Origin of the sequence: Paenibacillus abyssi (genome assembly GCF_014640295.1) — a bacterium.
Taxonomy (GTDB): Bacteria; Bacillota; Bacilli; order Paenibacillales; family Paenibacillaceae; genus Paenibacillus_D; species Paenibacillus_D abyssi.
On record NZ_BMGR01000002.1, the window covers coordinates 23,408 to 44,960 of the forward strand.

Consider the following 21,553-nt stretch of genomic DNA (forward strand, 5'->3'; position numbering starts at 1 on the left):
GGAACAAAGGCGACCGCTGACGCTTCTCCAGAATCATTCGATCTGCTTCGTTTAAGCGTAACCTTATCGCGACGATCGAAGAGGTGGTCGGGTGGCTTTCGCTTGCCAATCAACGGATCGAGCCCGCGGTCTCGTTGCTCTGCAGCTGGTACATTCGGTAATAGCGCCCCTCCAGCGCCATGAGCTGCTCGTGCGTGCCGCGTTCTACGATCTCCCCGCGGTGCAGCACTAGGATCGTGTCCGCTTCTTTGATCGTCGATAAACGATGGGCGATAATAAAGGTCGTCCGCCCATGGCGCAGCACATCAAGCGCCTTCTGGATGAGCGCCTCCGTCTCGCTGTCAATGCTCGATGTCGCTTCGTCCAGAATAAGAATAGCCGGATCAAAGCTAAGCGCCCGTGCAAAGGAAACAAGCTGCCGCTGGCCTGCGGACAAGGTGCTGCCCCGCTCCACGACCGGCTCTTCGATGCCTTTGGACAGCTGCCGCACAAACGGTTCGGCGCCGACCTCTCTTAACGCCTGCCTGACCTGCTCATCGCTGATCTCCTGATTGTGCAGACGGACATTGAATCGAATATCACCTGTGAACAGGAACGGATCCTGCAGCACAATGCCCATATGCTTGCGCAGCGCCTGCTTCGACATCTGTGTGATATCCTCTCCGTCTATCCGTATCGTCCCTTCATCCGGCTCGTAGAAACCGAGCAGCAGGTTCATAATCGAGCTCTTGCCCGAGCCAGTATGCCCGACCAGCGCGATGGTCTCGCCCCGTCCCGCTTCAAAGGAAATATCGCGCAGCACCGGCTCCTCCCGCTTGTAGCCAAACGTGACGCCGCTAAACGTGACATGGCCTTGAGGGCGCGCGGCTTCCTGCTTCGCATCGATATCCTCTCCCTCTTTGTCCATTAATTCAAACACACGCTCTGCCGATACGACCGCACGCTGCGCATTCATCATTTGGTCGAAGATCCCGATGATCGGCTCGAAGATTCGGCCCAAATAATCGATGAACGCGTAAAACACGCCAAATGAAATCGCCGACTCCAGCGATCCGCTGCCAAAATACCAGATGATCATCGCCGTAAAGATTCTTCCGACGAAGTAAACGGCATTCCGTCCCGAAAACGCAAAGATGCGGAACTGCATGATCTGATTACGGTAACGGTCATCATTCAAAGCCTCAAACTCCGAACGGACGCTCTGTTCCCGGCGAAAAGCCTGAAGAATCGGCATGATCTGAATCGTTTCGTTCAGCATTGCATTCATCTCCGCCAGCCGGGCGCGAATAGCTGCTACGTATTTGCGCGAATATTTCAGATGCAGCACGATGATGCCCGTATAGATCGGCAGCAGGATAAAGCAGATGAGCGCCATTCTCCAGTCGAGAAAGAGCAATGCGCCGAATACGCCCAATATATTCAACCCGCTGACGACAAAGGTCGCCATGAAGCTCATATAGAGGTCTTTGACATTCTCTGTATCATTCGCGACCCGGGACACCACCTGCCCGATCGGCGTATTATCGTAATACCGGATATCAATGCGGTGCATATTGCGGAACACATCCATCCGAATCCGTTGGACGATGCGCTGCGCCGAGCTCTGCAGCATAAAGCTTTGCACAAAATTCAATCCGCTTGCGCAGATCGCTAATAACACAATCAAGCCGACTAGCTGCATGACCGGCTGAACATCGTATTGGTAGAAGTCCCATACCTCTGCCGGTGTCAGCGTGAAAGTGCCGATGGAATCGCTCTGCAGGACGAACGAGGCGCCTTCCTGCCGGATGTTGGCCACAGCGGCGGCTTGGCCCAGCTCGCCTTCACGCGCCCAATCCGACCTCACGAACGCTTTATCCTGAAATGGAACAGCATTCATATCATCCGGTACATCCCGCGGTGCCAGCTCATACCAATCCTTTTCAATCGCCAGGATATGGTCATCGATAATGACTTTGGCAATCATCGGTCCGGCAAGCTGGAATAACATCGCTGCGATTAAGATCAAAATCGCCACGGTTATCCGGCGTTTGAATAGCAGCATATAACTGAACAGCCGTTTGGCTACAGATTTCGTATGCGGTTTACTCATGGCGTCTCCTTCTCATCAGCCAGCAAGCTTTGTTCCAGCTTCTGCCGGTCGTATTGGCGCCCATACCATCCCTTGCGCTGCATGAGCTCCGCGTGCGTGCCTTCCTCGATAATGACGCCGTCTTCAAACACAATAATCCGATGCGCATGAGTGACTGCAGTTAGCCGATGGGTAGCGATCAGCGTCGTACGGCCATTACGGCTGCCGCGGATATGCTGCAGGATCGCATGTTCCGTTCGGGCATCCACAGCGGATAACGCATCATCCAGAATTAAAATTTCAGGATCGACCAGCAGCGCTCTTGCAATACCCACCCGCTGTTTCTGGCCGCCGGATAACATGACGCCATTCTCGCCAATCATCGTTTGCAGGCCCTGCTTCATCTGCCTGATGTCATTTTCAAGCGATGCCATGGCAATAACGCCGGCCAATTCCTCCTCTGTCGCTTCAGGTTTGCCTAAGGCGATGTTTTCCTTCACTGTCTTGGATAACAGCAGATGCTCCTGAGGCACATAACCGATCCAACGCTTTAAACGATCCAATGAAATCTGCTCGATGGGAACATTGCTCACGAACAGCTTGCCGGCCTCAATGGGATATTGCCTCAGCAGCTGCTTCAGCAGCGTGCTCTTGCCGCCGCCGGTTCGCCCGACGATGCCGATGGTTTCCCCTCGGTCTATCCGCAGGGAAATTCCCTTCAAGCTGTCAACATTCGAGCCCGGATAACGGAAGGTGAGTCCGCGGAATTCTATACGTTCAGGCACCTCAACCTTTACAGGGCGTTCAGGCTCGACAACCTCCTGCCGCTGTTCCAGATTATCTTGAATCCGGTTCACGGAAGCGCTGCCGCGCTGCAAAATATTAATAAACTCGCCAAACGCGATCATCGGCCATATTAACAGCCCCAGGTAAATATTGAAGGTAACCAGCTCGCCTAAGGTGATCTCATTTCGGAACACCAGGTACGAGCCGTAACCGATGCCGATCGCAAAGCTTAATCCGACAATGATCGAGATTGCAGGCTGAAACATCGCGTTAATGTACGCAACCTTGATATTTTTCTCCATCACATCGCCCGTCACGCGGCCGAATGCCTCAATATCCTTATCCTCCTGAACGTAGGATCGAAGCACGCGCATGCCGGAGATCGATTCAAGCACATGATCGTTCATCCGCCCGAACGATTCCTGCGCATCCAGAAACTGTATCCTCATTGCCTTGCCGAGGCGATTGATCGCCAGCGCAAGCAGCGGCAGCGGCAATAACGCGGCGGCCATCAGCTTGAAGCTGACGAATATCACCATGGAAATGACAACGATCGTCGTGGCGACTATCGTATTCACAAGCGTCAGGACGCCGAAGCCGGCTGTATTGCTAACCGCCGTTATATCGTTGGAAGCAAGCGCCATCAGCTCGCCGGAACGGTTCCGCTGGAAGAAAGAAGGGGTCATTGTCGTCCAATGCTTGAACAGCCGGCTCCGCAGCTGCTTATCAAGCAGTACCGAGCTTCCGAATAACAGGTTATTCCACAAATAGACGAGAATAAACATCGAAACGGCAATGCCGAGCAGCCATCCCACGGTTTGATACAACCCTGCCTGTGTCAGTGTTTCTTCGCGAATCCGGTCGATCGTATTGCCGATCAGGCGGGGCGAGATGCTATTCAAAAAACTGGTGGAGGCCACAAGAAGGACAGTGAGCACATAGAATAACCAACGTTCACGGAAAAACCAACTCAGCTTGGAAAAATACTGCATAGATGGCGCCCCCTTCTTCATTTAGATCATAGAAATCAGTACTTTCCATTTTACCTTGTGACTCCTGCCCTGTGTACCCTTAATTTGAAAAAATGGATTTGTTACCCATTATAAGCCGGAATGCAGTTAACACAAAAAACGCCGCGGCGTTGGCCGCAGCGAAGCTTATTGCCTTTCCTTATAACCGCAGGCTCCGATTCAACCGGTACTCCATGGCGGTAACGCCTTCAAGCTCCCGGAATACCCGGTTAAACTGCTTCGGGTTCTCGAAGCCCACCTTCTCGCTGACCTCATACACTTTATCGTTCGTTTGCAGCAGCAGCTCCTTCGCTTTTTCGATGCGCACCTTTTTCAAATAATGCACAAAATTTTCACCGGTATATTCCTTGAAGGATTGGCTGAAATATGAATAATTCAATGAAACGTGATTGGACACAATGGCCATATTCAAGTCCTTATTGTAGTTCTCATGAATGTACTGTACCGCCTTGCCCATTTCCTTCTGCTCGACATGAACCGACCTGATATTGCGGATATAGTGATTTAATTGAAAGAGCAAGCTCTCGACACTGTGAAAATAGTCCTGAAGGCTCTCAAAGTTATAAATATTGCCGGCCATCCGGTACATTTTCAATATTTCAACCGATTCCTCGCCGTACAAATGGACGACCCGGTCGAATACCATCTCATTGAGATGTTTGCTGATTGACTCCAGGCTGCAGATATCCACCCCATTGAACTTACGGAAATCGAGCAGTTCGACTAGCAGCGACTTCATTTCTTTCTCGCGGTCAGTACCCATCATATTGGCAAGCTTGCGGATATCATCCACCGGCACATGCAACACCTGCTCCCGGCCTTTGATCTCATCGTACCGGATAACCGCCGCGCGCGCATGCTGCTGCAGCAGGCTGTATTTCAGCGCATGCCTTGCCTGCTTATAAAAGCTGCCGATCCGGCCAATGCCTTGGCCGCGCTCGCTTAACCCGATGTAGAATACGGCGGAGCTCTTGCCAATTAAATGTTCGAGCAGGCCTTGAAAAAATCCCTCATCCTCGGTTACCAGGGTCAAATGGTCGTTTTTATCTTCAAAATAAACGAGCTTGGTGCCTTCTTTCTGAGCCTCGCGCTGTAAAAATTCCTCGCCCTTGAACAGCTCCTGACCGGAACCCGTATATTTTAATAGACCAACATAATAACAATCATCGAACTCGTCCAGCCCGGCTGCCGCACAGCGTTCGGCGACTTCAGCCTCGGACAGCTCATTTTGCAGAAGAATATTGCTCAGCGTCGCTGCGCGCAGCGCTTCCCGATATTGATCCGAAGCTTGCAAACGGCCCGAAATTTCCTCATAACGCGTGATTTCCTCCTCAATTCTGCCCAGCGCCCCGAACAGCTCGTCGCGCACGATCGGCTTCAGCAAATACTCTTTGACCTCGTGTTTGATCGCTTCCTTGGCGTACTGGAAATCATCATAACCGCTCAGTATAATAACCGATGGCTTTGGAGTGAAGCCCGCAATGCGCTTAATGAATGAAATGCCGTCCATCCCGGGCATCCGAATGTCTGTAATGATAATCTCTACTTTCTCCTGCTGTGTTGTCTCCAATGCTTCATTGCCGTCAGCTGCCAGCAGGATTCGATATACGTCGGGATACTCCCGCTCAATCATGGCACGCAAGCCAAGCCTAATATTTTTCTCGTCATCGACAATCAACAGCGTTCGCATACTAAGAGAGCCCTCCCGTCAATATGAAGTATGGAATTCTCATAATCACCCGGGTGTACTTCCCTTCTTTACTTTCAACTCGAAGACCGTACTCCTTACCGTAAAACATCTGAATCCGTTGATGCACATTGTGCAATCCAATGCCTGTTCCCGGACTGCTGCCCCCAACCATCACGGACCCGGCCGGCGTCCCTCCTGCCAGTGAATCCGGAGTATCATCATAAACATCCGCTTCCGAATCGAATTTCCGGTTCAACCGCTGCAGCACGTCTGCTGTCATGCCGATCCCATCATCCGTCATTTCAATGACCATATCTCCGTCTGTTGCGCTCGCCTTAATTGTAATGGTCATCTCGCCGCTTTTCAGTCCATGCTTTACGGCATTCTCCACAACCGGCTGCAGCGACATCTTCAGCAGCTCCTGATTCAGGTATTGGGGCGGGATATCCAATTGCAGCATGATTTTCTCGTCAAACCGGACATTCATGATCGCGATATAATTCGTAATGTAATTGATCTCTTCACGCAGCGAAACATATTCGCTCGTCCATTTCAGGTTGTAGCGCATCAGACCGCCAAGCGAAGTAAGGGCATCCGAGATGACCGGTTGATTCTCGATTTCGGCCAGCATTTTGATGTTTTCGAGCGTATTATACAGGAAATGCTGATCGATCTGGTTTCTTAGCGTTTTCAGCTCCGCTTCCTTCGAAGCGGCTTGTTTATTAACCGCCTCTGCGATCAGCTCGTTAATCTTACTGAGCATTTTGCGGAAATGGTGGGCAAGCTCCCCCACTTCGCCGCCGCCGCGAACGGCAAGCTCAATGTGAAAATCGCCCTGCCGCACCTTTTTCATCGAACTCGCGAGAATATGAAGCTTTTTTAAAATAATCGAATTTATAATGTAGGTTGCGACCGCTAAAATAACGATCAAAACAATATTAGCCAGCAGGATATAATTGCGCGTTTTATTTAAATCGCGGTACACATTCTCCAGCGATACGACATTTAGCATATAGGCGTCAATTCGTTCGATATACGTATGTGCGAGCAGAAAAGGAATGCCGTTAAACATAAACTCAGCGCTTTGCCGATCGGTTGTCAGCAGCTGATTGAACTGTTCCTTAATGAACGTTTCCGTCAATCCGATTTCCGCCAGGAAGGAATGAGCCGGGTTTGTATACAGCTCCCCTTTCCCATCCATCACGAGCAGCTGGGCTTGCTCATCCTGCAGCGTGTTGAACATATTCGAAAAAAACTGCGTCAGCAGCATATCCACCTGGATAATGCCCACATGATTGCCTTGCGGATATTGAATCACTTTGGACAGTGAAATTTTCGGCTGCTCGCCCCTTCCTTCCTCCGAGTAGCGGATAATTTCCTTATCCTCTCTTTGGATCATCCAATGCTCCATGCCGTTTTTCACCATGACTTCATCGTACCAAGGTTCGTTATTGATCCGCCTCTCCCCGTGAAATACCGGCCATAGCTCGAATAATGCTTCGCTCCGCGTAAAAATCCGGATATGCTCAATCGTCGGATTGTTATATTGAATTCTAAGGATATTGGGCACAGTGTTTCTACTGAATGCGATCAGCTCACTTGTGCTTGGCTCGGTTGTCTGCCCCAGATACTCCAGTACATCCTCATCGGAAATGGTAAGCTGCGCCGCACGCTCCATCGCCGCAATATTATTGTTAATGTTGATTCGCTCAATCTCAAGGGCATTCTCGTTGCTGCGCTCCACGTCCCTGAGATAATTGCCGTAGAATTCATTAAATATATAGATGGAAATCAAAATACTGGGCAGCAAAATAATGACCACATAGGCGATGTTGAGCCTTGACTGCAGCGATAATTGCTCGATGCGAAAGAGCATCCGGTTAAAAAGATTGCGTAGACGTTTATTCATCCGATCACTTCCGCGTAGGGTGGTGGAAACTAAGTCTTATCATATACCAAAAAACCCATGGGGTCTGGGTTTTTTGGTGAGTTAAATATAAGATTAATTCAGGAATTCGGCAAGCTTTCCGATATTTTCTTCATATTTCGCTTGACGGTACTCCATCAATTCGGCGAAGCCGTTTTTGTCGCGGAAGGCAATGAACTCGTTAAAGATTTGGTCGAACTCTTCTTCCGATCCGGAAAGGAGCAATCTTGGAAGCACTTTACCCCACTGCGAAGAGATTTTCTTCGCGTTAATGCCTTCCGGCGAGCTGTTCGGCGGATTGATCAGGTCAAACTGCGAGTAGCTGACCGTCTTCCCTCTCGTCCAGTCTTCCAGCTGTTTGAATGGTTCGACAGACGGCGGCTCCCACTTCGTGATCATATTGGTATCCTGCATCATCCAGAAGGTGAGCGAGGATCCATACTGCTTGTCAAATGCGGAACGGTCCGTATTGCGCAGTTCCAGTACCTCCGGCAGGAATTGATCCTTACCGTCGATCGTGTCGTAGCTGACACCTTTTTCACCGAGATACAGATCCTTTTGACCTTCTTCGCTCAGCAAGTAGCTTAAGAAACGGATCGCTCTTTCTTTGTCCTTCACGTCTTTGGAGATCAATGTCACTGTCCAGCCGGAGATGCTAGGGCCTGCCAATGTCGGCTGATCCAAGTCGGCATTGGCCGGTCCGTCTACTGCGATATACACAGAGTTTGGATCATTAGCAAACAATACGTTCTGCTGTGCTGCAAAGTCAGTACGTTGATACATCATGGCAAAGTAACGGCCTTGCGCGATTTTCTCTTCCATTTGCGGACGCTTATCGATAAAGACATCCTTGGACATCAAGCCCATTTCGTTAGCTTGGCGGAATACTTTCAGCCATTTTACGAATTCCGGATCGGTAGAAACATCATACAGCTGGCCATCCTTTTCACGCGGAATAGCAAGATAGTTAGCCAGGTAGGACGAATTCTGCAAATAGTCGATGAAAGAGTAGTTGCCATCATCGCCGAAATCATGGAAGCCAATCGGGATGAGCGGCTGGCCGTTCACATCCGGGAACATTTCTTGCGCTTTTTGAAGCGCATTCAGGAAGCCTTCCGGTGTACGCATATCCGGGCTGCCGATGGCTTCATACATATCTTTACGCACGACAAACGTTTGGTTCGAAATGTAATTCTCGCCGTAAGTTTCATAGTCTCTTGGTGAAGAGGAGGAGTTCGGGTAACCGTAGATATGACCGTCTTCCTGCGTATACCAAGCGATCTTCGCCGGATCGGATACGTTGAAGAAGTACGGGTCATACTGCTCTGCCAACTCATTCAGCGGAAGCACCAGGTCGCCTTCGATCATCGTTTTCACGCCGTCTTCCCACCAGCCAAGCGTCAGGAAGTCAGGCAGGTCGCCGGAAGCGATCATCGTGTTCAGCTTTTCATTTTCATTGCCGGCAGGCACGATAAACTCAATGTTAACGCCCGTTTTCTCCGTTACATATTTGGAGGTTGGGTCAACGCCCCATTTATTCGGGAACCATGCAAAGTTCAAATACCAGTCAAACGTAATCGGTGAAGTATCAAGCGTCCAGCCTGGTGTATCGGGTGATGGCGCTGCCGCCGTATTCTCGCCTGCCCCTTCGTTTGCTCCTTGATTAGCTGGTTCAGCGTTGTTGCTGCTTCCATTGGAGCATGCTGCCACAAAAACAAGCGTGAAAATCAACGTTAAGACCAACAAACTTTTTGGCAATCTCTTCTTCATTGCTCTACCCCTTTACTTGTTTTTTCGTACTGGTGTTGTATAAATCAATCTTTGGCGAACGAACCGGCCTTGCTGTAAGACGGCAAAACACGGTTCGCTGCCGCCGAAGACCGGCAACCATGTTGGAAAAGGATCAACCTTTCACTGAACCAATCATAAGACCCTTTACAAAATACTTTTGCAGGAACGGATAAGCGAACACAATCGGCGCTGTCGTTACAACCATTGTGGCAAGCTTAATCGACTGCGAGGTAACCGTCCGGTCAACCCCTCCTCCGGCAGCGGCTACGATTTGACTGGAGCTGGATTGCGCAACGACCCGGAATAAGAAGGTTTGGATCGGCTGCAGGTCCATATTGTTGATGTAAATCATGCCGACAAAGTAATCATTCCATTGCCACACCCCGTGGAACAACGAGATCGTTGCGATAACCGGCATGGAGACCGGAATAATAACCCGGGTAAAAATGGAGAAGTCATTCGCCCCGTCAATCTTTGCCGCTTCCTTCAGCGCCCCCGGGATTTCCCGGAAGAAGGACATGAAGATGATGAGATCAAAGAAGCTGAACAAGAACGGAATAATGTAGACCATGAAATTATCCAACATTCCCAGATCGCGAATCAACAGGTAGAAAGGAATTAATCCACCGCTAAAGAACAGCGTGAAGGTACCCATGAGCAGGTAGATGTTGCGTCCAATCAATTCACGCTGTGAGAACGCGTATGCGACCATTGCGGTGAAGAACACATGCGCGGCCGTACCGACTAAGGTCTTGGCTACGGTGACGCCCATCGCCGTCATGATGCCCGGGTTTTTAAACACCTCGACGTAATTATCCATGCTAAATGCTCTTGGCCACCAGTAGATACCGCCCCGCATCGCATCCTGACCATCATTGAAGGAGTTGACAAGGACATACCATATCGGATAAAGCGTAATAAAACAGATGGCCAGCATGCCGAGTATATTGAAGCCGTCAAATAAGGCTTCTCCGGCTGTTTTTCGTTTTGTCAGCACCCGCAGCAACCACCTTTATATCAGAATAGAGAATGACCGTTAATTTTCTTGGTCACCGAGTTCGCAATCAGCAGCAAGATGAGCGCAATGATAGATTTGATGAGCCCCACTGCCGTAGCGTAAGAGTATCTGCCGCTAGCCAGACCCGTCTCATAAACATACACATCGATAACGTTACTTGCGCTTTCGTTGAGCTGATTTTTCAGCACCAGAATTTGATCGAAGTTGGAGTTGAGGACGCCGCTCACGGCCAGAATGAACAGAATTGTAATGGTGCCTTTAATGCTTGGCAGCGTAATATACCACATCTTCTGGAATCTTCCCGCACCGTCGATTGTTGAGGCTTCATACATCTCAGGGGAGACACCCGCCATTGCAGCCAGATAAATGATAGCTGACCAGCCGAGCTCCTTCCAGATATCCGAAGCGATAACGATCGACCAGAAGTATTGCGGCTCCGCCAGGTAACTGATCGGCGCATCAATCCAGCCAAGTGCAAGCAGCACTTTGTTAATAATGCCAACATCCGCCAGCCATGTAGTCAAAATACCGCCAAGAATGACCCAGGAAAGAAAGTGCGGCAGGTACGAGACGGTTTGGACCGCTCTTTTGAAGCGCAAAGATCTGAGCTCATTCAAAAATAACGCAAAAACAATCGGCAGCGGAAAGCCTATTACGAGCTTGATCAAACTCATTCCCAGCGTGTTTCGAATAACACTGGGCAGCTCGTCATCATCGAGAAAAGCCCTAAAGTGATCTAACCCTACCCAAGGCGCTTCAGCCACGGACCTTATAATACTGAATTCCTTAAATGCGATAATGACGCCGTACATCGGGATGTAGTTGAAAATAAACATCCACGCGACGCCGAGCAGCGCCATGACCTGCAAATAACGCTGACTGTAAAATTGTTTGAGCAGCTTGAGTATCTTGTCCTTGCGGCTCATCGGCCGCATCTCTGAAACGTCATAGCTCAGATTGGCTCTCATGATTGTCAGACCTCCTAAGTTATGACATGGTGTAAGCGCTTCTATCTGTCATATAAATTGTAGTCCTTTTGTGCCCCTGTTCGTAAGGTTTCATTTTTTATATCAGGTATCAGAATTTCAGGTGCTAAACTTGATAACGTGCTCCACAATCGATTACGATAGCAATAATTGAGTGTGGATAAAGCTGTAAGAATCAAAACGTAAAGAGAGTGGGGAAGGAATGTCTCGTTGGTTAAGCGCTTTGGGGGATGTGTGCTACCGGTTCCGCAAGTCAGTCGTTGCGGTATGGATCGTATTTGTGCTTGGATTGTCGGTGTTTGCCTTTCAGCTCCCTGCGGTGTTAAAAGGAAGCGGATTTGTGATGGAGGGTACGTTCGCTGAGGTGAACACCATTCTAAAAGAAGAATTTGGTATTTACGAATCAACCTTAATGCTCGTATTCGAACAGCCCGATGCGGTGAACGACGACGAATTCCGCCGCTATGTTGTAGAAACCGTGCAGCAGATGCGCACCCTTGAGCTGGAAGGCTTGGCCGATACGGCTTCTCCTTATGAAGCAGCTGGCGCGCGAGCGGATCCGGCCATGGCGAAGAATGGCGTGGCCTATGCAACGTTAAGCTTTGATCTGGAGAGTAAGGATATGCCGCCTGTTATCCGCTCCGTGCGCGATGCTGTTGCCAATCTGAATGATGAAGTGATTCCTGTACAGCTGACTGGAGCGCCGATTATTGAAGAGGACTTGAACACGGCCAGCCAAGAGGATCTTACCCGTGCCGAGATGATCGGGCTTCCTGTGGCGATGATCGTGCTGCTGTTCGCATTCGGGGGGTTGATCGCTGCGGGTTTACCGCTTATTGTCGGCCTGATCAGTGTCGTCAGCACTATGGGTGTGCTTTACTTCTTCGGATTGCAAATGGACTTATCGATCTTCCTGCTTAATGTTGTCGTCATGCTCGGCTTGGCGCTTGGCATTGATTTTGCGCTGCTGTTCGTCAACCGCTTCCGGCAGGAGCTGAAGCATCGAAGCGTCCATGAAGCCGTTAGAATATCCGTCCTGACAGCCGGCGAATCGATCATTTTCTCCGGACTGTGCGTGTTTATCGGATTGGCTGGGATGATGTTTATCCAGGTCGACATATTTAAAGTCATTGCACTGGGCGGAATGACGGTGGTCTTCTTCTCGATTCTCTCGGCGATTACGCTGCTGCCCGCTTTACTCTCCCTGCTGGGCCACCGTGTGAATAAGCTGATGGTGCTGAAGGAACGGCCGGATAAAGAAGGCGCATGGCTCCGATTCTCGCGAATCGTGATGAAGCGTCCGATTATTATGGCTGCCGGCGCACTGCTCATTCTGATTGTCAGCATGATACCGATTCGGGACATGAATCTGCGCGTACCGGGTACCGATGCGCTGCCGATGAGTTATGAGTCAAGGGTCGCTTACGAAACCTATGAAGCCACCTTCTTGAATGAAGATTCCGCAAAAGTGGTCATTATAGCGGAAACGCCAGAGGATGTGACAACATTGTCCTCTTTAGCGGCATTGCAGACCTTAAATGAAAAGCTCGCTGCCGATCCGCAGGTCAGCACGGTGGAATCGTTATTTTCTCTGTCGGGTAATCTGAATGCGGAGCAATGGGCTGCCGTATACTCTGACCCTGGGACATCCGCTATGCTCACTCCCATTGTTGAACGGCTTCTGAGCGGAAATCAGACATTGCTGCAGGTGGAGTTAAATACCGGGACCTATGATGAGGAGACAAAGGATTGGGTACGGGAGATGGACCGCGATGAGGAAGGCGTTAAACTGATGGTGGGCGGTTATCCGAAGTTCAACCAGGAAATTTTCGATGAAATCTATCAAAAAGTCGGCTACAGCCTTGCGCTGATTCTCGGCGCGACTTATCTGATTCTATTTATCGCCTTTCGCTCGGTGCTGATTCCGCTGAAAGCGATCCTCATGAACGTGCTCAGCCTGTGCGCGACGTTCGGCATTATCGTATGGATCTTTCAGGATGGATTATTCGGGCTGGATCCGACAAGCATTGCCTTGTTTATCCCGATCTTCATCTTCAGCATCGTGTTCGGCTTGAGTACCGATTATGAGGTATTCCTGATCTCCAGAATTCAAGAGATCTACCGCAAGACGGGGAATAATGATCAAGCGACGCTCGAGGGTCTGGCACTGACAAGCAAGATTATCACGTCGGCTGCGGCGATTATGATTGTGATTACGGGCGCCTTTGCCTTCACCGGTGTCATGCCGGTTAAACAGCTCGGTGTGGGGATCGCGCTGGCGATATTTATCGATGCCACGATTGTCCGGATGGTCCTCGTCCCATCCATGATGAAGCTGCTGGGCCAATGGAACTGGTGGGCACCGCGATGGTTCAGGCATAAGGATAAGCCCGGGGCACACGAATAAATATATCAGCATTTATTGGTTATGCTGATGCTGACGCGCTGCTGTGTGATTACGTGGTGTGTGAGTTACGTGCTACGCGCTGCTGTGTGATTACGTGGTATGAGTTATGTGCTACGCGCTGCTGTGTGATCACGTGGTGTGAGTTACGTGCTACGCGCTGCTGTGTGATTACGTGGTGTGAGTTACGTGCTACGCGCTGCTGTGTGATTACGTGGTGTGAGTTACGTGCTACGCGCTGCTGTGTGATCACGTGTTATTGTGCGATTACGTGCTACTGCATAATTTAAATGGAAATTCTCCTGCTAACTATCCAACTTGACCATGTCAAGTGTACTTAACTGGAATTCATCCAGCTAATATTTAACTTATTTAATTAAATGTCAGAATTCGATTGAATTAGGAGGAGGTATTCCTGCAAAGCCTAGGAATAAAGGCATCATCAGAATATTTGATGGAGGTTTTCCCGTTAATCTGTTCTGCTAGCCGAAAACCATCTCCGGTCCGGCGTTGATCGCCTCTCCGGCATAGCTATAAGACAAGTAAAAGCCCCGAGAACGGGGCTTTTTCTGGTTTTATCGTCTAGCTTCCATGACGTCTCTCTTCATTTGGTTTTCGAGGCACACGCTGCATGCTTCGGACTCTGTCTGTTTGCTTCAGGGTACGCTCTATTCACTTGAGAACAAATTGAAATTACTTGCAACGTTCCGAATATTCGCTTACCCAAGCCGAAACTTCATTAAGTGACTGCTCCGCACGAGCAATCGCGTCGCTGACTTGAGTTGTCGCGGTGCCGCCGTATACATTGCGGGCATTAACAACCTGCTCCGGCTGCAACACTTCGTAAATGTTCTCGTCAAAGAGAGGAGAAAATTCTTTGAATTCATCGATCGTCAGATCAAGCAAGTACTTGTCCTGCTGAATGCAATATAATACGGTTTTACCGATGACCTCATGCGCTTGACGGAACGGCAGGCCTTTGCCCACCAGGAAGTCGGCAATATCCGTCGCATTGGAGAAGTCTTGGTTAACCGCTTGGCGCATCCGTTCCTTGTTCACTTTCATCGTGGCAATCATCGGAGCGAACAGCTGCAGCGCACCCTGCATTGTGCGTACGGTATCAAACATGCCTTCTTTGTCTTCCTGCATATCCTTATTGTAGGCAAGCGGCAGTGATTTGAGTACAGTCAGCAGGCCGACAAGGTTGCCGTAGACACGTCCGGTTTTCCCGCGAACAAGCTCAGGCACATCCGGATTTTTCTTCTGCGGCATGATGCTGCTCCCGGTACAAAAGGCGTCATCGAGCTCAACAAACCGAAACTCCGTGCTGGACCATAGAATCAGCTCTTCACTAAGACGCGACAGATGCATCATGATAATGGAGGCATGCGACAGGAACTCAAGAATAAAGTCACGGTCGCTTACCGCATCAAGGCTGTTCTCATACACGCGGTCAAAATTCAATTGCTTCGCGACAAAATGGCGGTCGATCGGAAAGGTTGTACCCGCTAGCGCACCAGCACCAAGCGGAAGCGTGTTGACGCGTTTATAGCTGTCCTGCAGGCGCTCGATATCCCGGCCGAACATCGATACGTATGCCATAAGATGATGCGCGAACAGAATCGGCTGTGCCCGCTGCAAGTGGGTGTATCCCGGCACAATTGTATCCAGGTTCGCCTTGGCCTGTCCAACAAGCGATTCCTGCAGCTTGCGCAGCAGTTCTATGAATTCAACCACGCGCTTGCGCAAATACAAGTGCATATCCGTCGCAACCTGATCATTACGGCTGCGTCCGGTATGGAGCTTACCGCCTACCGGACCGATATCATCGATCAGCGTTTTCTCGATGTTCATATGAATATCTTCATCGGTGACGGAGAATTCAATATCGCCGCGCTTGATACGCTGAAGCACGCGCAGCAATCCTTCCTTGATCGTATCCACATCATCGGCAGGCAGAATTCCCTGCTTGCCCAGCATCGCCACATGGGCAAGGCTGCCTTGAATATCCTCTTCGGCCAATTCCTTGTCAAACGTTATGGATGCCGTGTACTCCTCAACCAGTTGGTCTGTTTTTTTCGTAAAACGACCGCCCCATAATTTGCTCACTGTCGATACACTCCTTTTCATTCCTTACGTTACTCAGCTATACGCATGGAAATCCAAGCTGTAATAAGAGGGGTCTTATCAGCAGCTTGGATTTTCGCCTGATTCGTTATGTTATTGCTTCTTGCTCTGCTCTACACCCGAAGAGACCTTGAGACGAAGGGCATTCAGACGAATAAAGCCTGTTGCATCGCCTTGATCATAAGCTTTGGATGGATCGGCTTCCATGGTCGCGATGTCCGGATTATACAAGCTGACCGGGCTTTTGACGCCTGCGCCGATGATGTTGCCTTTATACAGCTTCACCCGCACCACACCGGTAACATTCTTCTGGCTTTCGGTTACGAGCGCTTGCAGCGCCAGACGCTCAGGCGCAAACCAGAAGCCGTTGTATACAAGCGTGCTGTATCGGGTGATCAAAGAATCACGCAGATTCATCACTTCACGGTCCATCGTGAGTGATTCCATCTTGCGGTGAGCGGTGAACAGGATTGATCCGCCCGGCGTTTCATACACACCGCGGCTCTTCATGCCGACAAAACGGTTCTCTACCATATCGACGCGTCCGATGCCGTGCTTGCCGCCCAGCTCGTTTAGTTTATCCATAACGCCCAGCGGGCTCAGCTGTTCGCCGTTAATCGCGACGCAATTCCCGCTTTCAAAAGTAAGCTCCACATATTCCGCTTGATCCGGTGCATCCTCAGGGGATACGCTCAGCACGTACATATCGCGGTTCGATTCCGCGCTTGGATCAAACCATGGATCCTCCAGCATGCCGCTCTCAAAGCTAATATGCAGCAGGTTGCGGTCCATGGAATAAGGCTTCGCTGCTGAAGCTTGTACAGGAATGCCATGCTTTTCCGCATAGGCGATCATCTCTGCACGGCCTGGGAATTGCTCACGGAACGCTTCCAAACGCCAAGGCGCAATAACGCCAAGGTCCGGAGCAAGCGCTGCAGCAGTAAGCTCGAAGCGCACTTGGTCGTTTCCTTTGCCTGTCGCGCCGTGCGCAATTGCAGTAGCGCCTTCAGCACGGGCGATGTCCACCATCCGCTTCGCGATCAGCGGGCGGGCAATCGAGGTGCCAAGCAAATATTGACCTTCATAGAGCGCGCCGGATTGGAACATCGGATAAATAAAATCTTTTGCAAACTCGTCACGCAAATCATCAATGTATACCTTGGACGCACCGGTAGCCAGCGCTTTTTCCTCCAAACCATCGAGTTCTTCCTTTTGCCCGATATCGGCAGTAAATGCGATAATCTCCGCATCATACGTTTCTTTCAGCCATTTAAGAATGACGGAAGTATCCAGTCCGCCCGAGTAGGCCAATACGATTTTTTCTTTTGCCATGATTTTGAATCGCTCCTTTACATAATAGCAGCCATGATGGCTTTTTGCGCATGCAGGCGGTTTTCCGCTTGATCAAAGATGATCGAGTTGTTTCCGTCGATGACACTCTCACTCACTTCTTCCCCGCGGTGAGCAGGCAGGCAGTGCATGAATAAGTAGTCTTTCTTCGCATATTTTATAAGTTCATCATTCACCTGGTAATTTGCGAAAGCAAGCTCACGCTCTTTCTGCTCCTCCTCGAAGCCCATGCTTGCCCATACATCAGTGTAGACGATATCGGCACCCTCAATCGCTTCCTTAGGATCACGGCAGACATGGATTTTGGAGCCGGTTTCGGCGGCCGTCTCGTTCGTGCTTTGGATGATTTGTTCATCCGGTTCGTACCCTTCCGGCGTTGCAACGGACATATGCATCCCCAGCTTGGCCGCTCCCATCAGCAGGGAATGAACCATGTTATTGCCGTCGCCGATGTAGGCGATTTTCAGCCCTTCCAAACGGCCCTTGTGCTCCAAAACCGTCTGGTAGTCAGCCAGCGCCTGACATGGGTGGGAACGGTCGGTCAATCCATTGATGACCGGAATGGTCGCCGCACGCGCCAAATCGATAACTGTGCGATGCGCAAACGTACGGATCATGATGCCGTCTAGATAACGTGACATCGTCTGGCCTGTATCCCAAATGGTCTCCCCGCGTCCGATCTGCAGGTCATTGCGGCTGAGGAACAATGCGTGTCCCCCCAGCTGATACATCCCGACTTCAAAAGAAACGCGTGTACGTGTGGAGGATTTCTCAAAAATCATCCCCAGCGTCTTGCCTTTTAGCGGGTGATAGGTCTCCCCGGCTTTTTGCTTTTTCTTTAAATCAATGGCTAAATCAATCAGGTACCGCACTTCCTCCGGGCTGTAATCAGCAAGCGCCAGAAAATCCCGGCCTTTCAAGCTTTGAGCCAATTCTTCTTTAATTGTATCTTGTGCCAATGAATTCACTCCTTTTGATCTAGTGTCTATATGCGGCTTCTTTGTCTTGGCATAGGTGTCGGACATACATGGACATGCAGAGTAGCTGGACCTGAGTCCCGCTACTCCCTTTGTTATTGCGCCGCAGCCGTCTGTTCTGCCAGCAGAGCGGACAAAATGCCCACTGCCTGATCGATTTCCTCATTGGTCACGAGCAAGTTCGGGAGCAGCCTGATGACATTCGGTCCTGCCGTCACAACGAGCAGCCCGCGCTCACGCGCCTCCGTAATCAAATCGCCGACCGGCTGTACGCATTCGATGCCGATCAACAGCCCTTTGCCGCGCACTTCTTTGACAAACGGATTGCCTGCCAGCGACGTCCTCAGCTGTCCGACCAAATACTCGCCCGCTTGCGCGGCTTGGTCGGCTACGCGATCGCCAACAATCGTCTCAACGGTCGCTTTGACCACCGCTGTTGCAATCGGCGTGCCTCCGAATGTAGAACCGTGGCTGCCCGCAGAAAATGCTTCGCGCAGCTTGCCCTTGGCCAGCATGGCTCCCACAGGAAAACCGCTGCCAAGTCCCTTCGCTAACGTAAAGATGTCCGGCTCGATGCCATAATGTTCAAATCCGAACAGCTTGCCTGTACGGCCCATGCCGGTTTGAATCTCATCAACGATCAGCAGGATGCCGTGTTTCTCGCATAACTTTGCTGCAAACTGCATGAAAGCCGGCTCCACAGGATGGACGCCGCCCTCTGCCTGAACCGTCTCAATCATGATAGCTGCAGTTTGATCCGTAATTGCAGCTTCCAATGCCGCTTCATCATTCAGCGGCGCATAACGGAAGCCTTCCGGCAGCGGGCTGAAGCCTTCTTTGACCTTGTCTTGTCCGGTTGCCGTCAGTGTCGCCAGGGTCCGGCCATGGAACGAATTCGTAAATGTAATGATCTCGTAGCGCCCGTTGCCGAGCACCTTTTGATGATAACGGCGGGCGAGCTTAATCGCCGCCTCGTTCGCCTCTGCACCCGAGTTGCAGAAGAATACCGCATCGGCGCAGCTGTTGTCCGTCAACAGGCGGGCCGCTTCCTCTTGATTCGGGATGTGAAACAGATTCGACACATGCCAAAGCTCATCAAGCTGTTTTACCAGCGCTTCCTTGATCTTCTGCGGCGCATGGCCGAGGTTCGTCACCGCAAGCCCGCACATGAAATCGAGATATTTCGTGCCTTTATCGTCCCACAGCCAGCTGCCCTGCCCTTTGACCAGCGCCACCGGATACCTTGCATAGGTTGGGAATAACGAGCTTTCGCTCCCTTTCACATCACTCATTGTCCGCCGCCACCCTTCGTTATGATTGAATAATTCTTGTGCCGATGCCGCCTTCTTTGACCGCCTTGCTAAGCACGCCCGGCTCTTCTCCGCTCACGATCACAACCTCTTGAACACGCCCTTGAATACATTGTACCGCTGCGCGCACCTTTGGAATCATGCCGCCATAAATTTCACCGGATTCGATCATTTGATCAATTTGTGCAACGGTGACGGTCGGCAGTACCTGCTTCACACCGTCTACCTCTTTCAAAATGCCCGGCACATCGGTCACGACGATCATACGCTCGACGCCAAGGTGAGAAGCTACCGCACCTGCTGCTGTATCTGCATTAATGTTGTAACGCTGTCCGCCCGCATCGATGCCGATCGGAGCAATGACCGGAATGTAGCCCATGCCCATTACGCCTTCAATAACTTCCGCATTGACGTCGGTTACTTCACCGACAAATCCGATTTCAGCACTGTTCGCTACAGGCTTTGCTTGGATAAGCTGGCCATCCACGCCGGATAATCCGATCGCCTTCGCGCCGCTTTGCCCGATTTTGCGCACGATTTCTTTATTGATTCGGCCGGCCAGCACCATCTCCACGACATCCAGCACCTCATCGCTTGTCTTGCGCAGGCCGTTCACGAACTCCGATTCAATGCCAAGCTTCGTTAACGTCTCCGAAATCGCCGGTCCGCCGCCATGTACAATGACCGGCCGCACGCCTTGCTCCTGCAAAGCACGTAAATCCTCGAAAAAGGATGCAGGCAGCGCAGCGAGCGTGCTGCCGCCGCATTTCATCACAAACCGCTGTTCCTTTGTTTCCATGCTCGATCTTTACTCCCTTTCACTTACCTCGAACCACCGTCTGCGTTAGGTCCGGTAAGCCGCGTTAATGCGCACATAATCGTAAGTCAGATCGCATCCCCAGGCGGTTGCTTGACCGCTGTCAAGATGCAAATCGACATGAATGACTACCGTATCCCCTTTTAAATATTCGAGGGCTACTTCCTCATCAAACGGAACGGGCCTGGATTGCTCCAATGTTAAAATATCGCCAAGGCGGATGTCGACCGCATCCGGATTCACCGGTTCACCGGCACGTCCTACCGCTGCGATAATGCGACCCCAGTTCGCATCTGCGCCGAATACCGCTGATTTGACAAGCGATGAACCGATGACCGTTTTGGCAATCGCTTGCGCTGACTCATCGCTAACCGCTCCACGAACCTGTACTTCTACAAGCTTCGTCGCTCCCTCGCCATCGCGCGCGATCGCTTTAGCCAGTACTTCGCATACGTAGCGGAGCGCTTCGGCAAACGTTGCATAGTCGGGATGGCTTTCGGTCAATTCCGGCGTACCCGAAAGCCCGCTTGCCATCGCAACAAGCATATCGTTCGTACTCGTATCTCCGTCCACCGTAATCATGTTGAAAGTCAAATCGGTTGCTTTACGGAGCAGCTTCTGCAGCGCATCGCTGCTGATCGCCGCATCCGTCGTCACAAAGCCGAGCATTGTAGCCATATTCGGATGGATCATGCCCGAGCCTTTGGCTGCGCCGGCAATATGTACCGTTTGACCGTCAACCTGCACCGCTACGCACACCATTTTTTGCACAAGATCAGTGGTCAAGATCGCTTGGCAGAAATCCTCCGCGCCTTCGGTCGAAGATGCCAGCCGGGAAGGAAGTGACTCGATTCCGCTAAGCACGCGGTCCATCTTGAGCAGCTCGCCGATGACACCGGTAGAAGCTACAGCAACCTGGTGACCTGGCAGGCCCATTGCTTCTGCGAAGGTATTGCGCATCTGGTAAGCGTCCGCTTCCCCTTGTTTGCCTGTACATGCGTTGGCATTGCCGCTGTTAACGAGGATCGCGCAAAGCGTCCCGTCCTGGCCGATGCTCTCGCGTGTCACTTTTAACGGCGCAGCTTGAATTTTGTTCGTGGTGTAGACACCTGCCGCCGTCGCAGGCACTTCACATAAGATAGCGCCCAAATCATGGCGTGTTGTTTTTTTCAAACCGCAATGCAGCCCTCCGGCTTTGAAGCCTTTCGGTGTTGTGATCGAGCCATCCGGCACGATCGTATAGGCCTTTTCATTCCCCAATCCCATGA

At 50.9% G+C, this 21,553-nt stretch carries 14 protein-coding genes; 1 reads left to right on the forward strand and 13 read right to left on the reverse strand.

Features of this window, described 5'->3' with window-relative positions:
- Nucleotides 1–109: 109 nt before the first annotated feature.
- The 7 genes from IEW11_RS02765 to IEW11_RS02795 all read right to left on the reverse strand — a co-directional run bounded on the left by IEW11_RS02765 (nucleotide 110) and on the right by IEW11_RS02795 (nucleotide 11,249).
- Entirely contained in the window at nucleotides 110–2,092 is a 1,983-nt protein-coding gene (locus IEW11_RS02765) for an ABC transporter ATP-binding protein (RefSeq protein WP_188528839.1), read from the reverse strand.
- Nucleotides 2,089–3,849 (reverse strand): ABC transporter ATP-binding protein, encoded by a 1,761-nt coding sequence (locus IEW11_RS02770; RefSeq protein WP_188528841.1) that lies wholly within the window; start codon nucleotides 3,847–3,849, stop codon nucleotides 2,089–2,091. Before IEW11_RS02770 ends, IEW11_RS02765 begins: the two co-directional genes overlap by 4 nt.
- A 178-nt stretch (nucleotides 3,850–4,027) precedes the next feature.
- Nucleotides 4,028–5,578, reverse strand: a complete 1,551-nt coding sequence (locus IEW11_RS02775; protein WP_188528843.1) for a response regulator — start codon at nucleotides 5,576–5,578, stop codon at nucleotides 4,028–4,030.
- Nucleotide 5,579: 1 nt separating this feature from the next.
- On the reverse strand, nucleotides 5,580–7,487 hold the full coding sequence (locus tag IEW11_RS02780) for a sensor histidine kinase (protein ID WP_188528844.1): 1,908 nt from the start codon (nucleotides 7,485–7,487) through the stop codon (nucleotides 5,580–5,582).
- A 93-nt stretch (nucleotides 7,488–7,580) separates the two neighbouring features.
- Nucleotides 7,581–9,275, reverse strand: a complete 1,695-nt coding sequence (locus IEW11_RS02785; protein ID WP_188528845.1) for an extracellular solute-binding protein — start codon at nucleotides 9,273–9,275, stop codon at nucleotides 7,581–7,583.
- 133 nt (nucleotides 9,276–9,408) lie between these two features.
- Complete coding sequence (locus tag IEW11_RS02790) at nucleotides 9,409–10,233, reverse strand: carbohydrate ABC transporter permease (protein WP_188529472.1); 825 nt, start codon at nucleotides 10,231–10,233, stop codon at nucleotides 9,409–9,411.
- Between the two features lie 80 nt (nucleotides 10,234–10,313).
- Entirely contained in the window at nucleotides 10,314–11,249 is a 936-nt protein-coding gene (locus IEW11_RS02795; protein ID WP_229724952.1) for an ABC transporter permease, read from the reverse strand.
- A 253-nt stretch (nucleotides 11,250–11,502) separates the two neighbouring features.
- Between IEW11_RS02795 and IEW11_RS02800 the strand changes: the two genes are divergently transcribed.
- The gene (locus IEW11_RS02800) at nucleotides 11,503–13,707 is read left to right on the forward strand and encodes an MMPL family transporter (protein ID WP_188528847.1); all 2,205 of its coding nucleotides are present in this window, start codon (nucleotides 11,503–11,505) and stop codon (nucleotides 13,705–13,707) included.
- Nucleotides 13,708–14,397: 690 nt separating this feature from the next.
- Here the strand turns inward: IEW11_RS02800 and argH are convergent.
- The 6 genes from argH to argJ form a co-directional block, all read right to left on the reverse strand.
- Complete coding sequence (gene argH / locus IEW11_RS02805) at nucleotides 14,398–15,813, reverse strand: argininosuccinate lyase (RefSeq protein WP_188528848.1); 1,416 nt, start codon at nucleotides 15,811–15,813, stop codon at nucleotides 14,398–14,400.
- Nucleotides 15,814–15,924: 111 nt separating this feature from the next.
- Nucleotides 15,925–17,163 carry an argininosuccinate synthase gene (locus IEW11_RS02810; RefSeq protein WP_188528849.1) on the reverse strand — a complete coding sequence of 413 codons (1,239 nt, stop codon included), beginning with the start codon at nucleotides 17,161–17,163 and terminating at the stop codon, nucleotides 15,925–15,927.
- A 17-nt stretch (nucleotides 17,164–17,180) separates the two neighbouring features.
- On the reverse strand, nucleotides 17,181–18,140 hold the full coding sequence (argF, locus tag IEW11_RS02815; RefSeq protein WP_229724931.1) for an ornithine carbamoyltransferase: 960 nt from the start codon (nucleotides 18,138–18,140) through the stop codon (nucleotides 17,181–17,183).
- Between the two features lie 113 nt (nucleotides 18,141–18,253).
- Nucleotides 18,254–19,450: an acetylornithine transaminase gene (gene argD, locus IEW11_RS02820; RefSeq protein ID WP_188528851.1), complete on the reverse strand. Its 1,197-nt coding sequence runs from the start codon at nucleotides 19,448–19,450 to the stop codon at nucleotides 18,254–18,256.
- 19 nt (nucleotides 19,451–19,469) lie between these two features.
- Nucleotides 19,470–20,267 carry an acetylglutamate kinase gene (gene argB, locus IEW11_RS02825; RefSeq protein ID WP_188528852.1) on the reverse strand — a complete coding sequence of 266 codons (798 nt, stop codon included), beginning with the start codon at nucleotides 20,265–20,267 and terminating at the stop codon, nucleotides 19,470–19,472.
- Between the two features lie 45 nt (nucleotides 20,268–20,312).
- Nucleotides 20,313–21,551: a bifunctional ornithine acetyltransferase/N-acetylglutamate synthase gene (gene argJ, locus IEW11_RS02830; protein WP_188528853.1), complete on the reverse strand. Its 1,239-nt coding sequence runs from the start codon at nucleotides 21,549–21,551 to the stop codon at nucleotides 20,313–20,315.
- Between the last annotated feature and the right edge of the window lie 2 nt (nucleotides 21,552–21,553).

What these genes read in the sequence shown, in the direction of transcription:
- IEW11_RS02765 (WP_188528839.1), bottom strand. Translation starts at nt 2,092, where the DNA reads ATGAGTAAACCGCATACGAAATCTGTAGCCAAACGGCTGTTCAGTTAT.
- IEW11_RS02770 (WP_188528841.1), bottom strand. Translation starts at nt 3,849, where the DNA reads ATGCAGTATTTTTCCAAGCTGAGTTGGTTTTTCCGTGAACGTTGGTTA.
- IEW11_RS02775 (WP_188528843.1), bottom strand. Translation starts at nt 5,578, where the DNA reads ATGCGAACGCTGTTGATTGTCGATGACGAGAAAAATATTAGGCTTGGC.
- IEW11_RS02780 (WP_188528844.1), bottom strand. Translation starts at nt 7,487, where the DNA reads ATGAATAAACGTCTACGCAATCTTTTTAACCGGATGCTCTTTCGCATC.
- IEW11_RS02785 (WP_188528845.1), bottom strand. Translation starts at nt 9,275, where the DNA reads ATGAAGAAGAGATTGCCAAAAAGTTTGTTGGTCTTAACGTTGATTTTC.
- IEW11_RS02790 (WP_188529472.1), bottom strand. Translation starts at nt 10,233, where the DNA reads ATGCTGGCCATCTGTTTTATTACGCTTTATCCGATATGGTATGTCCTT.
- IEW11_RS02795 (WP_229724952.1), bottom strand. Translation starts at nt 11,249, where the DNA reads ATGCGGCCGATGAGCCGCAAGGACAAGATACTCAAGCTGCTCAAACAA.
- IEW11_RS02800 (WP_188528847.1), top strand. Translation starts at nt 11,503, where the DNA reads ATGTCTCGTTGGTTAAGCGCTTTGGGGGATGTGTGCTACCGGTTCCGC.
- IEW11_RS02810 (WP_188528849.1), bottom strand. Translation starts at nt 17,163, where the DNA reads ATGGCAAAAGAAAAAATCGTATTGGCCTACTCGGGCGGACTGGATACT.
- argD (WP_188528851.1), bottom strand. Translation starts at nt 19,450, where the DNA reads ATGAGTGATGTGAAAGGGAGCGAAAGCTCGTTATTCCCAACCTATGCA.
- argB (WP_188528852.1), bottom strand. Translation starts at nt 20,267, where the DNA reads ATGGAAACAAAGGAACAGCGGTTTGTGATGAAATGCGGCGGCAGCACG.
- argJ (WP_188528853.1), bottom strand. Translation starts at nt 21,551, where the DNA reads ATGGGATTGGGGAATGAAAAGGCCTATACGATCGTGCCGGATGGCTCG.